Source organism: Sphingopyxis sp. 113P3 (genome assembly GCF_001278035.1).
GTDB lineage: Bacteria > Pseudomonadota > Alphaproteobacteria > Sphingomonadales > Sphingomonadaceae > Sphingopyxis.
Map to the genome: position 1 here is coordinate 2,790,903 of NZ_CP009452.1, position 13,681 is coordinate 2,804,583.

At 64.8% G+C, this 13,681-nt stretch carries 15 protein-coding genes; 1 reads left to right on the forward strand and 14 read right to left on the reverse strand.

The features are described from left to right. Window positions 1-13 precede the first annotated feature (13 nt). The 12 genes from rpmE to rpsB form a co-directional block, all read right to left on the reverse strand. Window positions 14-241 (reverse strand): 50S ribosomal protein L31, encoded by a 228-nt coding sequence (gene rpmE, locus LH20_RS13665; protein WP_053554681.1) that lies wholly within the window; start codon window positions 239-241, stop codon window positions 14-16. 114 nt (window positions 242-355) lie between these two features. After that, complete coding sequence (gene fabZ, locus LH20_RS13670; protein ID WP_053554682.1) at window positions 356-835, reverse strand: 3-hydroxyacyl-ACP dehydratase FabZ; 480 nt, start codon at window positions 833-835, stop codon at window positions 356-358. 4 nt (window positions 836-839) lie between these two features. Continuing rightward, window positions 840-1,550, reverse strand: coding sequence for an OmpH family outer membrane protein (locus LH20_RS13675; RefSeq protein ID WP_053554683.1), 711 nt, complete (start codon window positions 1,548-1,550; stop codon window positions 840-842). Then, window positions 1,550-4,240 (reverse strand): outer membrane protein assembly factor BamA, encoded by a 2,691-nt coding sequence (bamA, locus tag LH20_RS13680; RefSeq protein ID WP_053554684.1) that lies wholly within the window; start codon window positions 4,238-4,240, stop codon window positions 1,550-1,552. Before bamA ends, LH20_RS13675 begins: the two co-directional genes overlap by 1 nt. A gap of 71 nt (window positions 4,241-4,311) precedes the next feature. Continuing rightward, window positions 4,312-5,442, reverse strand: a complete 1,131-nt coding sequence (gene rseP, locus LH20_RS13685) for an RIP metalloprotease RseP (protein ID WP_053556289.1) — start codon at window positions 5,440-5,442, stop codon at window positions 4,312-4,314. Continuing rightward, window positions 5,435-6,598: a 1-deoxy-D-xylulose-5-phosphate reductoisomerase gene (locus LH20_RS13690; RefSeq protein ID WP_053554685.1), complete on the reverse strand. Its 1,164-nt coding sequence runs from the start codon at window positions 6,596-6,598 to the stop codon at window positions 5,435-5,437. The genes rseP and LH20_RS13690 overlap by 8 nt, the downstream gene beginning before the upstream one ends. Before the next feature lies 1 nt (window position 6,599). Further along, window positions 6,600-7,277, reverse strand: coding sequence for a phosphatidate cytidylyltransferase (locus LH20_RS13695; protein ID WP_053554686.1), 678 nt, complete (start codon window positions 7,275-7,277; stop codon window positions 6,600-6,602). 1 nt (window position 7,278) lies between these two features. Next, complete coding sequence (gene uppS / locus LH20_RS13700; RefSeq protein ID WP_053554687.1) at window positions 7,279-7,965, reverse strand: polyprenyl diphosphate synthase; 687 nt, start codon at window positions 7,963-7,965, stop codon at window positions 7,279-7,281. Window positions 7,966-8,087: 122 nt separating this feature from the next. Beyond that, complete coding sequence (gene frr, locus LH20_RS13705) at window positions 8,088-8,642, reverse strand: ribosome recycling factor (RefSeq protein WP_053554688.1); 555 nt, start codon at window positions 8,640-8,642, stop codon at window positions 8,088-8,090. Between the two features lie 14 nt (window positions 8,643-8,656). After that, window positions 8,657-9,388, reverse strand: a complete 732-nt coding sequence (pyrH, locus tag LH20_RS13710) for a UMP kinase (protein ID WP_053554689.1) — start codon at window positions 9,386-9,388, stop codon at window positions 8,657-8,659. A gap of 118 nt (window positions 9,389-9,506) precedes the next feature. Further along, complete coding sequence (gene tsf, locus LH20_RS13715) at window positions 9,507-10,433, reverse strand: translation elongation factor Ts (RefSeq protein ID WP_053554690.1); 927 nt, start codon at window positions 10,431-10,433, stop codon at window positions 9,507-9,509. 142 nt (window positions 10,434-10,575) lie between these two features. Beyond that, on the reverse strand, window positions 10,576-11,409 hold the full coding sequence (gene rpsB / locus LH20_RS13720) for a 30S ribosomal protein S2 (protein ID WP_053554691.1): 834 nt from the start codon (window positions 11,407-11,409) through the stop codon (window positions 10,576-10,578). Between the two features lie 376 nt (window positions 11,410-11,785). Between rpsB and LH20_RS13725 the strand changes: the two genes are divergently transcribed. Beyond that, window positions 11,786-12,043, forward strand: coding sequence for a hypothetical protein (locus LH20_RS13725; protein ID WP_053554692.1), 258 nt, complete (start codon window positions 11,786-11,788; stop codon window positions 12,041-12,043). On the opposite strand, the gene LH20_RS13730 is transcribed toward LH20_RS13725, so the two are convergent. Next, on the reverse strand, window positions 12,006-12,800 hold the full coding sequence (locus LH20_RS13730; protein WP_053554693.1) for a CDP-alcohol phosphatidyltransferase family protein: 795 nt from the start codon (window positions 12,798-12,800) through the stop codon (window positions 12,006-12,008). The genes LH20_RS13725 and LH20_RS13730 overlap by 38 nt on opposite strands. Continuing rightward, window positions 12,801-13,535, reverse strand: coding sequence for a phosphatidylserine decarboxylase (locus LH20_RS13735; protein ID WP_053554694.1), 735 nt, complete (start codon window positions 13,533-13,535; stop codon window positions 12,801-12,803). Window positions 13,536-13,681: the final 146 nt, after the last annotated feature.

The following is a 13,681-nucleotide window of genomic DNA, read 5'->3' on the forward strand; positions in this document are numbered from 1 at the left end:
CGGGAGCGCGCGATCAGCGCTTGAGCGTCAGACCGCCGAAACGCTTGTTGAACTTGGCGACCTGGCCGCCCGTGTCGAGCATGCGGCCCTGACCGCCGGTCCAGGCCGGGTGCGCGGTGGGGTCGATTTCGAGCGTCATCACGTCGCCCTCGCTGCCCCAGGTCGAGCGCGTCTGATATTCGGTGCCATCGGTCATCTTGACCGTGATCATGTGATAGTCGGGGTGAATGTCTTTTTTCATCTCTAAAGCTCCTGTGCCGCTGGTTTCCGACCAGCCGCTGAGTCGATGCTTTCCCGTCGGGGGGCCGCGAAGCGGCGTCCCCTAACGGCGAACGCGAAAATTTGCAAGGGCGCCTTAATCCGCGGGCGGATCGGCGATCATCGCGGTGAACTGGCATTCGGTCGCGAGCTGACCATCCAGCATCGCGCGCCCTTCGAACTTGCAGATGTTCCGCTTGGCCTGAAGGATGGTGACGTGGAGGTCGAGAAGGTGGCCGGGCTCGACGGGCTTGCGGAATTTCACTCCGTCGATGCCCATGAAGTAGACCAGCTTGCCGGAACCTGCGAGCCCCAGCGATTCGATCGCAAGGACGCCGCCGGCCTGCGCCAGCGCCTCGACGATGAGAACACCGGGCATGATCGGCCGGCCAGGAAAATGTCCCTGAAAGAAGGGCTCGTTCATCGTCACGGCCTTGACCGCGTGGATCGAGCTGTCCTTCTCCATCGCGACCACCCGGTCGACGAGCAGCATCGGATAGCGATGCGGCAGCAGCGCGAGGACCCGGCGGATGTCCGCCGGGCCCAAAGCAGCCTTATCCTCGCTTCCTTCGGCCATCGCCTTAGCGCGTGGTAGGCGGCGTGCCCGTCGCCGGCGCCGGGGTCGTCGCAGCCGGTGCTGCCTGGCCCTGCTGCGCGCGGGCGGCGTTGAGGAGCGCCTGGTTCTTCTGCTGCATCAGCTGACCCGGCTGGTAGCCGGCGGGAACGGCGATCGACACGCTCGGCACCAGCGTGTTGAGCTCGGCGATGATCGCATCGGTGATATCGACGGGCGGCTGCGCGGCGAGAACGACCTGCTGGTCATAGTTGAGGAGCAGATCGACCTTGCGCTTGGTCATCGCACCCTTGACCGCATCGTCGAGACGCACGGTGATTTGGTCGATCGCGTAGGCACGGGCGAGTTCATAGGGCTGGGCCATCTGCGCGATTTCGCGCTGGGCGGCCGCCGACTTGTCCTGGAATGCCTTGACCGCGGCATCGAGCGCTGCCTTGTTCTGCGGCGTCTTCTTGGCTTCTTCGTTCGCCTTGGCACGCAGCACGTTGAGCTCTGCGCCCAGCGTCTGGTCGCGCGCCTCGACCTGGTCGATCTGCGCCTTGTAGGTGGTGCGGATCTGGTTCAGCGCGGTCTGATAGGCGTTCGAGCGCGTCGTCGCCACATCGAGGTCGGCGATGCCGATCCCGGTCTTCGATTGGGCCGCGGCGGGCGCGGCAGTCATGGGCGAAACCGACAGCGCGGCAATCGCCAGCGCCGAAGCGACAAAAATTTTCTTCATCAGAATTGAGTTCCTACATTGAATGAGAAGCGTTTCGTATCATCGCCCTCTTCTTTGCGAAGGGCGTAAGCGAAGTCGATCCGGAAGGGACCGAAAGGCGAATTCCAGTTGACGCCCGCACCGATCGACACCCGGGGCATCCAGGTGTCACCATAGAAGCGTTCCTCGAACGGGGCGAGCGAGGAGAAGCCTTCGGGGCAGACGCTGTAGCTGCCGCTCGGCGTACCGTCGGAGCCCGTTGCCTGCGTCCCGAACTGCTGCGTGCCCGTCGAGGCATTGCGGCAAAGATATTTGGTGAGGCCATCGGAAGGATCGCGGAAATCCGCAAGCGTCGTAAGCTGCGGACGGCGAACGTTGAAGACCGAGCCCACGTCGAGGAAGACCGAAGGCCGCAGCCCCATTTCCTTTGCGCCCGAGCCAAGCGGAATATCGATCTCGACGCGGCCCTGATAATAAGCGCGGCCGCCCAGCGCGTCATCGATGAGCTGGTTGCGGTTGATCGTCGTGTCGAGCACCGGATTGGCGGGGTCGCTAATATCGACATTGCTGTAGCGGATCACGCGCGGGCCAAGGCCGCGAATGTCGAAGCCGCGCATCTGGGGCTCACCGAGGAAGAAGCGGTCGGTCAGGCGAACCTTGTCGCTCGACGGCGTCGGGCGGCCGCCGAGGGGATAAATATATCCGCCTTCCGCCGAGAGATTGAGGATGAACCGGCTACCAAGATTGAAATGCTTGCTCGCCGCGGCACGGCTACGCACATATTTGACGCTGCCGCCGAGACCCGCGAAGTCCTGGCTGAAGGAGAAGGACTGGCCGCGCGTCGGGCGCAGACGGTTGTCGCGATCGTCATAGGCGAGCGTGAGGCCGAGGAGCGATGTCGTGCGCTTGCCGATCGCGTCGCAAAGATAGCGGCCCGCCACCAGCGGGTCGCACTCGTCGCCGAAATAATAGATGCTGCGATCGAGCGACACGTCGTCGAAATTGAGGCTGTAGCGCCCGAACGCCGACATATATTCGGTGAGCGGCACGCCCACGTTGATCTGGAAACCGGTCGTCGTCTGCTCGAATGTAGTGCGGCGATCGTTGTTGATGAAGTTGAACGAGTTGAGATCGCGGCGATAGACGCTGCCGCCGATCGAGATATTGCGGTCGAACAGATATGGCTCGGTAAAGCCGAGCTCGACCGATTTCGAATAGCTTGAATAATTGACCGAGGCCTGCAGCTGCTGGCCCTTGCCGCGGAAATTGCGCTGGCGGATCGAGGCCTGGACGAGGAAGCTTTCGATCGACGAGAAGCCCGCCGAAAGCGAGAGTTCGCCCGTCGGCTTCTCCTCGACATTGGTTTCAAGAATGATGCGGTCGGGCGCGCTGCCTTCCTTGCGCTGGACCTCGAGATTTTCCTGGAAATAGCCGAGGCTGTTGATGCGCCCTTCGGTGCGCTTCACCGCAAAGCTGTTGAAGGCATCGCCTTCGTTGAGGCGGAATTCGCGGCGGACCACCTTGTCCTGCGTGAGCGTATTGCCGTTGACGTCGATCCGCTCCACGTAGGTACGCGGGCTTTCGGCGACGTTGAACGTGATGTCCATCGTCCGCGTTTCGGGGTTGCGGCGGAATTCGGGGTTGATGTCGGCAAAGGCATAGCCGAACAGGCCCGCGGTCTCGCTGAGGCGCTCGACCGTGTCCTCGACCTGCTTGGCATTGTACCAGTCGCCGGTCTTCATCGGCAGCATCGCCTTCATCGTTTCCGGCTTGAAGTCGCGCAGGCTGCTCTCGAGGTTCACCTCGCCGAACTTGTAGCGTTCGCCTTCCTCGACGACATAGGTGATGATGAAATCCTGCTTGTTGCTCGTAAGCTCGGCGACAGCGGAAATGACGCGGAAGTCGGCATAACCGTTCTGCAGGTAGAAGAGGCGCACCTTCTGCTGGTCATAGGCAAGGCGATCAGGGTCGTAGGTGGTGTTCGACGACAGCATCGTCAAAAGCCCCGTCTCCTTGGTCGCCATCTCGTCCTTGATGTCGCCATCGCTGAACTTCTCGTTGCCGATGATGTTGATCTGGCGGACCTTCGATTTCGGCCCCTCGTTGATCTCGAACACCACGTCGACGCGGTTCTGGTCGAGCTGCACCATCTTGGGCTCGACGGTCGCGGCGAACCGGCCCTGGCGCTTGTAGAGCTCGATGATGCGCGCAACATCGGCGCGGACCTTCGAGCGCGTGAAGATCTGGCGCGGCGCGAGCTTGATCTCGGGGCGGATCTTCTCTTCCTTGAGCCGCTTGTTCCCCTCGAGGATCACGCGGTTGATCACCGGGTTCTCGGTGACCTGGATGGTCAGAGCGCCGGCGTCGTCGGTGATCTGATAATCCTTGAAGAGCTCGGTCGCTGCAAGGTCCTTCAGCGCCTGGTCGAGCGTCGCGCGCTCATAGGACTGGCCGACGCGAAGGCGCAGATAAGAGAGGATCGTCTGGGATTCGAGGCGCTGGTTGCCGGTGACCGTGATCGACCGGATCGTCGAGGCCGTCGGGACGGCCTCGGGGGCAGGCACCCTAAGGGTCGGCACGGCCGGGGGCGGCGTCGGTGCGGTTTCCTGGGCCAGCAGCGGTGCGGCGGGCCACGCCAGCATCGTTCCTGCCATAAGGAGTGCCGACAGCTGCGTCCGCGCCCTGAAAATGTGTGAAGCCACGCTGTTCATCCCGCCAAAATAACCCGAAAGCGATCAACCCGCCTATGAGCGGGTTGGCGCGCACTCCTGCACCAGTCCGCCTATCCAATCAAGCGCGCGATCCCGTCCCATACCCCGATTGAGGCCAAATCGTTGAAAGTCACGACCAACATCAAGGTCACGATCGCCGCAAAGCCGAACCGGAACGCCCATTCCTGCACTTGTTGCGACGCCGGACGCCGCCGGAGCGCTTCATAGCCGTAAAAGAGCAGATGGCCACCATCGAGCATGGGCAATGGCAAGAGGTTTATGAACCCCAGATTGATGGAAATGAGCGCGGCAAGGAACACGAGCTGTTCAGCGCCGAGGCTCGCGGCCTCGCCCGACACCTGCGCGATCTTCACCAGCCCGCTCATATCCTTGATCGACCGGTGGCCGGTCAGAAGCTGGCCGAGCACCTCCCACGTCTGGCGGATGATCTGCCCCGTCTGGCGCGTCGCAACGAGCGGCGCCTCGACGAGCGGAACCTTCTCGAAGACGACCTCGCCCGGCCCGATGCCGATCAGCCCGCGCTCGAAGACATTGCCAAATCGGTCGGTTTCCTTGACGGCTCTTGGCGTCAGCCGGATCGCCTGCTCGCTGCCGCCGCGCACGAAACGGATATCCATCGCCTCGCCAGGCCGATGCGCAACCGCCATCGGGATGTCCATGAAGCGTTCCATCGACCGTCCGTCGACCGAGACAATCCGGTCACCTGGCCGCAGGCCCGCCGCATCCGCCGCCGACCCCGCGATCACCGACCCGACGACCGGGGGATTGGTGGGAACGCCGCTCAGCGCTGCAAAGCCCGCGAGGATCAGGATCGCAAAGAGGAAGTTGGTGACCGGTCCTGCCGCGACAATCAGCGCGCGCTTCCAGACCCGCTGGGCGGGAAAGCTCTGCGCGCGCTCGGCGGCGGGCAGATCTTGCCAGTCGGCGTCGGGCTGGCTGACCGCGTCGCGGTCGCCTGCAAACTGGACATAGCCGCCAAGCGGCAACCAGCCGATCTTCCATTCGGTGCCGCGCCGGTCGCGCCATCCGACGATCCGGCGGCCGAAGCCGATCGAAAAGGTGTCGGCTTTCACCCCGCACCAGCGGCCCACGATATAGTGACCATATTCATGCACGAAGACCAGCGGCCCCAGCACGAGGAGGAAGGCGACGACATAAAGCCAGAAAGGCACCTCAGACATGTTCACATTGGTCCACAAATTGCTGCGCGGCCGCGCGCGATGCGGCATCGACGCTGAATATGTCCTGAAGCGAGCCCGGATCGGCCGGCGCCGCAGCGTCGATCACGCGGCGTACGGTGTCGATGATCGCGGGGAAGGAAATGCGCCCCGCAAGGAAGGCGGCGACGGCAACCTCGTTCGCGGCGTTGAGCTGCGCCGGGCGCGCGCCGCCCTCTGCGATCGCCGCGCGGCAGAGCGCGGTGGCGGGAAAGCGCTTCTCGTCGGGAGCCTCGAAATCGAGCCGGCCAATCGCTGCAAGATCGAGCGGCGCGCACGGCGTTTCCATGCGCTGCGGCCAGGCGAGTGCGCTGCTGATCGGGATGCGCATGTCGGGCGAGCCAAGCTGCGCAAGGGTCGAGCGGTCGATATATTCGACCATCGAATGGATCACCGATTGCGGGTGGACGAGGATCTCGATCCGATCGAGGCCGACAGGGAAAAGATGATGTGCTTCAATGAGTTCAAGGCCCTTGTTCATCATCGTTGCCGAATCGACGCTGATCTTGGCCCCCATCGACCAATTGGGGTGAGCGACCGCCTGCGCGGGGGTCACATGCGCCATCTCGGCGGCGCTCATCGTACGGAAGGGGCCCCCGCTCGCGGTCAGGATGATCCGCCTGACCTCGCTGAGGCGCCCGCCCGCGAGGCACTGAAAGATCGCATTATGTTCCGAATCGACGGGCAGGATCGTCGCACCCGAGGTGCGCGCTGCCGCCGTCATGAGCTCGCCCGCCGAGACGAGCGCCTCCTTGTTCGCTAGCGCGACATCATGGCCGGCCTCGAGCGCCGCCATCGTCGGAGCAAGCCCCGCGCAGCCGACAATCGCTGCCATGACAAGATCGGTCGGCTCTTTCGCCGCCCCGACGAGAGCCTCGGCGCCTGCCGCAACCTCGATTCCCGTGCCGGCGAGCGCATTCTTAAGGTCCCCGTAGCGCGCCTCATCGGCGATGACCGCGAGCGCCGGGCGGAACTCGCGTGCGAGACTTGCCAGTTCAGCGACGTCGCTGTTCGCGGTGAGCACCGATAACGCCCAGGCCCCGCCGTCCGCGCGGACAAGGTCGAGCGTCGAGCGCCCTACCGAGCCCGTGGCGCCGAAGAGCGACAGGCGGCGCGCCATGTCAGGCGGCCGCCCGCACGGCAATATGCCCGAAGAGCGCAAGCGCGCCGAGGAGCAGCGCAACCGGCAGCAGCCCGTCGACGCGATCGAAGAGGCCGCCGTGACCGGGAATGAGCTTGCCCGAATCCTTGACGCCCGCGCGGCGCTTCATCCAGCTTTCGCCCAGATCGCCAAGCTGCGAGAGCAGCCCCATGAAGAGGCCGATCCAGAGCGGAACGCCGATAATGCCGGCGCGGTCGCCGATCGTCGCGCTCGCGATAAGCGCTGCCATCATGCCGCCGATGAGGCCCGACCAGGTCTTCGACGGGCTGATCTTCGGCGCAAGGCGTGCGCCGCCGAAGGCACGTCCCGCAAAATAGGCCCCGATATCGGTCGCCCAGACCATGCCGAACACCCAGAGCGCCGCGGTGACGCCGAGGCGGTCGCGAATGAACCAGAGCCCCGCGATCGCGCCGAGCACGAGGATCGGACCCGCGATCATCAGCGCTCCCTTGGCACCGCTCCCCAGCGTCATCGCGCGCACGAGCGCGAACCATTCGACGAGCACCAGCGCGCCCCCGACGAGCAGGAGCAGGGCAAAGGCGATGCCGCCGAACCACAGCGCTGCGCCGGCAATCGCGAACAGCACAAGCGCCGATGCGATGCGGAGCCCGAGATCCGATTTTGCCGCGGTCGCCATCCTACAAACCTCCGAAGCGGCGTTCGCGCCGCGCAAATTGATCGAGTGCCGCTGCAAGATCGGCCGGCTCGAAGTCGGGCCACAGGCAGTCGGTGAAGTAAAGCTCGGCATAGGCCGCCTGCCACAGCAGGAAATTCGAAAGCCTTACCTCGCCCGAGGTGCGGATGAGAAGGTCAAGCGGCGGCAGGTCAGCGGTGTCGAGATGCGCCTCGATCGCCTCGGCGGTGATCGCCCCCTCCCCCGCGGCAGCACGCGCGGCGCGCACGAGCTCGTCCTGCGCGCCATAGTTGAGCGCTACCGCGAGCGTCGTGCGCTTGTTGCCCGCGGTGCGCGCGAGCGCCTCCTCGATGAGCCTCACGACGTCGGGAGCGAGCGCACGCCAGTTGCCGATGACCTTGAGCCGCACGTCATTGGCGGCAAATTCATCGAGATCGCTCAAGATGAAGCGCTTCATCAGCCCCATGAGGTCGCTGACTTCCTCTTCGGGGCGTTTCCAGTTTTCCGAGGAAAAGGCGTAGAGAGTGAGCGCCTCAAGGCCGAGGTCGCCCGCCGCGCGCACGATCTTGCGTACCGCCTCCACGCCTGCGCGGTGGCCGGCGACGCGCGGCAGGTGGCGCTTCTTGGCCCAGCGGCCGTTGCCATCCATGATGATGGCGACGTGGCGGGCACGAGGTTCCGTTGCCGACATCGAGCGGCCTCAAATCCCGTTCGCGCCGAGCGACGCCGGGATGCACTTCGGCCTCGAACTCATCCAACTTGGGTCTGGGCTTCGCGCGATGCGAACGGAAAAAAGGCGGGCGCCGGACATCACTAGCCCAGGATTTCCTTTTCCTTCGCCGAGGCCGCAGCATCGATCTCAGCAATGGTCGCGTCGGTGAGCTTCTGCACCTCGGTCTCGTGGCGCTTGCGCTCGTCCTCGCTGATTTCCTTCTTGCTCTCGTCGGCCTTCAGATTGTCCATGCCGTCGCGGCGCACGTTGCGCACCGCAACACGCGCCTTTTCAGCATATTGGCCGGCGAGCTTCGAGAGCTCCTTGCGGCGCTCCTGCGTCATTTCGGGGATCGGGAGGCGCAGCATCTGGCCATCGACGATGGGGTTGAGACCAAGGCCTGCCGAGCGGATGGCCTTGTCCACGGGGCCGACGTTCGACTTGTCCCACACCTGTACGGTGAGCATGCGCGGTTCGGGCGCGCTGATCGATGCAACCTGGTTGAGCGGCATGTGCGCGCCGTAGACCTCGACCGTGACCGGATCGAGGAGCGCAGCATGCGCGCGGCCCGTACGCAGGCCCGCCAGATCGTGCTTCAGCGATTCGACCGCGCCGTGCATGCGGCGTTCGAGATCGGCCTTGTCATATTTCGCCATTTTTCATTCCTCTCTTAGGCGTTGCCGGCAGCGTCGCCGACCACGGTGGCGACACCTTCGCCAGCCAGGACACGCGCGAGATTGCCGGGTTCACGGATGTTGAACACGACGATCGGGATATGGTTGTCGCGGCAAAGCGCCACCGCGCTCGCGTCCATCACCTTCAGATTGTCGGCAAGGACGCGGTCATAGGTCAGTCGGTCGTAGCGGGTCGCGGACGGATCCTTCTTGGGATCGGCATTATAGACCCCGTCGACGCTCGTGCCCTTCAGAAGCGCGTCGCACTTCATCTCGGCGGCGCGCAGCGCCGCCCCGCTGTCGGTCGTGAAATAGGGAGCTCCAACGCCGGCGGCGAAGATCACCACCCGACCCTTTTCCATGTGGCGCTCGGCGCGGCGACGGATCACCGGTTCGCATACCTTGTCCATCTCGATCGCCGACTGGACGCGCGTCTGGACGCCAAGCTGTTCGAGCGCATTCTGCATCGCGAGCGCGTTCATCACGGTTGCGAGCATGCCCATATAATCGGCCTGCGCGCGGTCCATGCCCTTGGCCGCCCCCGCCATGCCGCGGAAGATGTTGCCGCCGCCGATGACGAGGCAGATCTCGAGCCCGCGGTCCTTCGCGGCCTTCACTTCGGCGGCCATGCTCGCGACCGTCGCGGGGTCGATCCCGAAGGCGCTGGAGCCCATCAGCGCCTCGCCCGACAGTTTGAGCAAGATGCGTTTCAGGCCGGGCAATGCCATGGGGGGGAACCTCTATCGATGGGGGCACAATATGCGAATGGCGCGCACCCTAGTGAGAGTGCGCGCCATTGCCAAGCAGGCTCCCGCGCCTGGCAGCGCGGCAGCCCTTGCTTTTCGATCAGCGACCGGCGGCGGCGGCGACTTCGGCAGCAAAGTCGCTCTCTTCCTTCTCGATGCCTTCGCCGAGCTGGAAGCGCACGAAGCCCTTCAGGTTAATCGTCGCGCCCACATCCTTGCCCGCGGCGGCGACGACTTCGGCGACCGGGGTCTTGCCATCGATCACGAAGGGCTGCGAGAGCAGCGCATTTTCCTTGCGGAACTTTGCAATGGTGCCGTCGACCATCTTCGAGACAATATCGGCGGGCTTGCCCGACTGGGCCGCCTTTTCCTCGGCGATCGCGCGTTCGCGTGCAACGAGATCGGGGTCGAGATCATCGCCATTGAGCGCGAGCGGGTTCGCCGCCGCAACGTGCATCGCAAGCTGCTTGCCGAGCGGTTCGAGCACATCGGCGCCGGCGCTCGACTCGAGCGCGACGAGGACGCCGATCTTGCCAAGACCGGGGGCGGCTGCATTGTGGACATAGCCCGTGACGACGCCCGAGCCGACCGAGAGGATCGCGGCGCGTCGCAGCGACTGGTTCTCGCCGATCGTGGCAATATTCTGGGTCAGCGCCTCGGTGACGGTGCCGCCCGAGGGATAGGCGGCGGCGCCGAGCGCTTCGGCGTCGCTGATGCTGCCAGCGAGCGCAACCTGCGTGACGTCGCGCACAAAGCCCTGGAACTGCTCATTCTTGGCAACGAAGTCGGTTTCGCTGTTCACCTCGACCATCGCGCCCTTGGTGCCATCGGTGGCAACGCCAACGAGACCCTCGGCGGCAACGCGGCCGGCCTTCTTGGCGGCCGCAGCGAGGCCCTTGGTGCGCAGCCAGTCGATCGACGCTTCGATGTCGCCGTTGTTCTCGGCAAGCGCCTTCTTGCAGTCCATCATGCCTGCGCCCGTGCGGTCGCGCAGTTCCTTGACGAGAGCGGCCGTAATCTCAGCCATGGGAATATCCTTTCCAAAAGCGGCAGGCCCGGATTGCGGCCCTGCGATCTGCCCCGCGTGCGTGGCGGGGGACAAGTCAAAGCGATGACCAAGGCGGCGCGCGGCGCATCGCGGCGCGCCGCCTCGTCATGCAAGCGTGCCTTTAGGCGTCGCTTTGACGTTCGGTTTCGGCAGCAGCTTCGGCCGGAACCTGCTCATCTTCGGTCACCGGGGCGACAGCCTCTTCGGTGAGCGCGGGTTCTGCGACGGGTTCGACTGCCGCGCCAAGGTCCTCGCCGCGGTCCGCGCGGGCCTGCTGGCCGCCGCGGGTCGCCGCCTGGGCGACCGCATCGCAGTAGAGGCGGATGGCGCGCGCAGCGTCATCGTTCGCGGGCACCGGGAAGGCAATGCCGTCGGGCGAGACGTTCGAGTCGAGGATCGCAACGACCGGGATGCCAAGAACATTGGCTTCCTTGATCGCGAGCTCTTCCTTGTTCGCGTCGATCACGAACATCACGTCGGGAATGCCGCCCATGTCGCGGATGCCGCCAAGGCTGAGCTCGAGCTTGTCGCGCTCGCGCGTCTTGTTGAGCACTTCCTTCTTGGTGAGGCCCGAGGTGTCGCCCGAAAGCTGTTCCTCGAGCGCCTTCAGGCGCTTGATCGAGTTCGAGATCGTCTTCCAGTTGGTGAGCATGCCGCCCAGCCAGCGGTGGTTGACGAAGTGCTGGCCCGACGCACGCGCCGCGTCGGCGATCGGTCCCTGCGCCTGGCGCTTTGTGCCGACGAACAGCACCTTGCCGCCCGCAGCAGCGGTCGACGAAATGAAGTCGAGCGCGCGGGCGAAAAGCGGCACGGTCTGCGACAGGTCGAGAATGTGGATGCCGTTGCGCGCGCCGAAGATGTACGGCTTCATGCGCGGGTTCCAACGGTGGGTCTGGTGGCCGAAGTGCGCGCCGGCCTCGATAAGATTCTGCATCGTGACGACAGGGGTCGCCATAGTCTTTCTCCTTCCGGTTAGTCCTCTGGAAGGCGAGAACCAGGGTCTCCGCAGGGGGATGGCCCGGCACCGGTATGTGCGCCTTCCATGTGGAATGGGCGGCCCGTTAGCGGCGTTTGCGAGGAAAAGCAAGGGGCGGACAGCCGATGGGGTGCGCAGACCCCGGGGACTGCCCCCCTCCCTGCGGCAGCAGCGCATGGGGCCTGGCCCGCAGACTGGCGCCATCTGTCCCATCAGGGGCCACTCAACTCGGCGATGATATAGAACCGTTCACCGCAATATAGTTGAGAACAAATAGGGAACACGGAACAAAGCCCAGGCGGAAATAGTCGCTTCGGCGGGCCGCACGAACGCCCTTTCAAGAAGGACATGGCTCATGCTTCAGATCTCCGCTGCTCTCCTCTTTGCCATCGCCGCCGGGCTCGGCATCGCGGTGATATTGGGGATGCTGAAGATGAATGGCGAGGCGATTCTTTCCGCGCTCGCCGGCGAAGGCGCCTTCCCGCTTGCCGCGGGGCCGCAGACTGGTCCGGTGACGCGCGCGGTGACGCTCCGCCGCGCGAAGGCACGCTGCGATGCGCCGCGTCCTGTCCGGGCTATGTCTGCTCGCTCGCCGCTGAGCCGCGCCGCCTGACCTTCGCATAGCTTGCGATCCCGAAAGGCAGGAGCACAAGATAGAGGCTCGAGACCGCGAGCAGGGTCGGCCATGGCGCTGTGACAAGCGCTGCTCCGAGAAGTCCGACACCCGCAAGCGCGAACAGCCGCCATGAGCGGCGCAGGCGGATCGATGACCAGCTGTAGGTCGGGATCGCCGAGATCATCAGCATGGCAACGCCCAGCGCCCAGGGCATCACGACATACCAGGCGCGGAACAGCTCGTGGCCCGTCACGAGCCACAGATAGACGGGAACGAAGGCAAGCCCCGCCCCGGCGGGGGCGGGAATGCCCGTGTTGAAGCCCGCTGACTTGTGCGGCTGGAAATCGGCCTCCATCCGCGAGTTGAAGCGCGCAAGGCGGAGCGCGCAGCATACCGCAAGCGCCAGCGCCGCCGTCCAGCCGAATTTCGGAGCGTCGGCAAGCGACCAGAGAAACAGGATCATTGCCGGCGCGACCCCGAAGGCAATCACGTCGGAAAGCGAATCGAGCTCGGCGCCGAATTTGCTCTGCGCCCGCAACAGCCGGGCAATGCGCCCATCCATCCCATCGAGCACGCCGGCAAAGATGACCGCGGCGAGCGCTTTTTCCCACTCCCCGCCGATCGCGAAACGCACCCCGGTCAGACCGAAGCAGAGCGCGAGCGCGGTGATCGCATTGGGCGCAAAGGCGCGCAGCGGAATGCCGCGGATGCCGCGCCCGGGTCCGGAGCGGGAAGAAAGTTCAGCTTCGGCCATTTATTGCCCGACGCCCTCAAGGAGCGAGCCGTCGCCGATCCGCGCAATGATCGTCTCGCCCGCAAGCGTGCGCTGCCCAAGCAGCACCTGCGGCGTCGTGCCCGCGGGCAGATAGACGTCGACGCGGCTTCCGAAGCGGATGAGGCCCACTCGCTGGCCGGTCGAAAGCTCGGTCCCCATGCTGACGAAAGGCATGATCCGGCGCGCGACGAGTCCCGCAATCTGGGTGAAACCGATACGAACACCGTCTGCACGCTCAACGAGGAAGTGCTGGCGTTCATTATCCTCGCTCGCCTTGTCGAGGTCGGCGTTGACGAAACGGCCAGGAATATAGGCAAGTTTGCGCAGCGTGCCCGCGACGGGGGTGCGGTTGATGTGGACGTCGAAGACGCTCATGAAGATCGACACGCGCAGGAGGGGCGCCTCGCCGAGGCCATCGGGACCCGCGATCTCGGGGGGCGGCAGAACCTCCGCGATCTGCGTCACCAGCCCGTCGGCGGGTGCGATGACGAGATCGGCGCCGACCGGCGTCACGCGTTCGGGATCGCGGAAGAAGGCGCCGACCCAGATGGTAAGCCCCAGCATCAGCCAGCCGGCGATTTCCCAGCCGAGCAGCCAGAAGCAAAGCGTGACGATCGCAGCAATCAACAGGAATTTGCGTCCCTCGGGGTGAATCGAAGGCCAGCGCCACTTGATGCCGCCGCCGGGGCGGTTCGAGGATATGGTTGTGGACATGCGGGCTCTTCTACGGTGCGACCTTGGCACTGACAATGAATAAGGCGAAGGCCGAGTTCCACGCCGGTAAACGTGCGGGGCGCACATCGCCGGGTCACGAGAGTTGATCAATCGGACGGCATTGCCTAAGGCCCGCTGCAATTCGA

Excerpts from the sequence above, each read along its gene's own strand:
- pyrH (WP_053554689.1), bottom strand. The coding sequence starts at position 9,388 with ATGGCATTGCCCGGCCTGAAACGCATCTTGCTCAAACTGTCGGGCGAG.
- bamA (WP_053554684.1), bottom strand. The coding sequence starts at position 4,240 with ATGAACAGCGTGGCTTCACACATTTTCAGGGCGCGGACGCAGCTGTCG.
- LH20_RS13675 (WP_053554683.1), bottom strand. The coding sequence starts at position 1,550 with ATGAAGAAAATTTTTGTCGCTTCGGCGCTGGCGATTGCCGCGCTGTCG.
- rpsB (WP_053554691.1), bottom strand. The coding sequence starts at position 11,409 with ATGGCGACCCCTGTCGTCACGATGCAGAATCTTATCGAGGCCGGCGCG.
- frr (WP_053554688.1), bottom strand. The coding sequence starts at position 8,642 with ATGGCGAAATATGACAAGGCCGATCTCGAACGCCGCATGCACGGCGCG.
- LH20_RS13730 (WP_053554693.1), bottom strand. The coding sequence starts at position 12,800 with ATGGCCGAAGCTGAACTTTCTTCCCGCTCCGGACCCGGGCGCGGCATC.
- tsf (WP_053554690.1), bottom strand. The coding sequence starts at position 10,433 with ATGGCTGAGATTACGGCCGCTCTCGTCAAGGAACTGCGCGACCGCACG.
- LH20_RS13695 (WP_053554686.1), bottom strand. The coding sequence starts at position 7,277 with ATGGCGACCGCGGCAAAATCGGATCTCGGGCTCCGCATCGCATCGGCG.
- rpmE (WP_053554681.1), bottom strand. The coding sequence starts at position 241 with ATGAAAAAAGACATTCACCCCGACTATCACATGATCACGGTCAAGATG.
- fabZ (WP_053554682.1), bottom strand. The coding sequence starts at position 835 with ATGGCCGAAGGAAGCGAGGATAAGGCTGCTTTGGGCCCGGCGGACATC.
- rseP (WP_053556289.1), bottom strand. The coding sequence starts at position 5,442 with ATGTCTGAGGTGCCTTTCTGGCTTTATGTCGTCGCCTTCCTCCTCGTG.
- LH20_RS13725 (WP_053554692.1), top strand. The coding sequence starts at position 11,786 with ATGCTTCAGATCTCCGCTGCTCTCCTCTTTGCCATCGCCGCCGGGCTC.
- LH20_RS13690 (WP_053554685.1), bottom strand. The coding sequence starts at position 6,598 with ATGGCGCGCCGCCTGTCGCTCTTCGGCGCCACGGGCTCGGTAGGGCGC.
- LH20_RS13735 (WP_053554694.1), bottom strand. The coding sequence starts at position 13,535 with ATGTCCACAACCATATCCTCGAACCGCCCCGGCGGCGGCATCAAGTGG.
- uppS (WP_053554687.1), bottom strand. The coding sequence starts at position 7,965 with ATGTCGGCAACGGAACCTCGTGCCCGCCACGTCGCCATCATCATGGAT.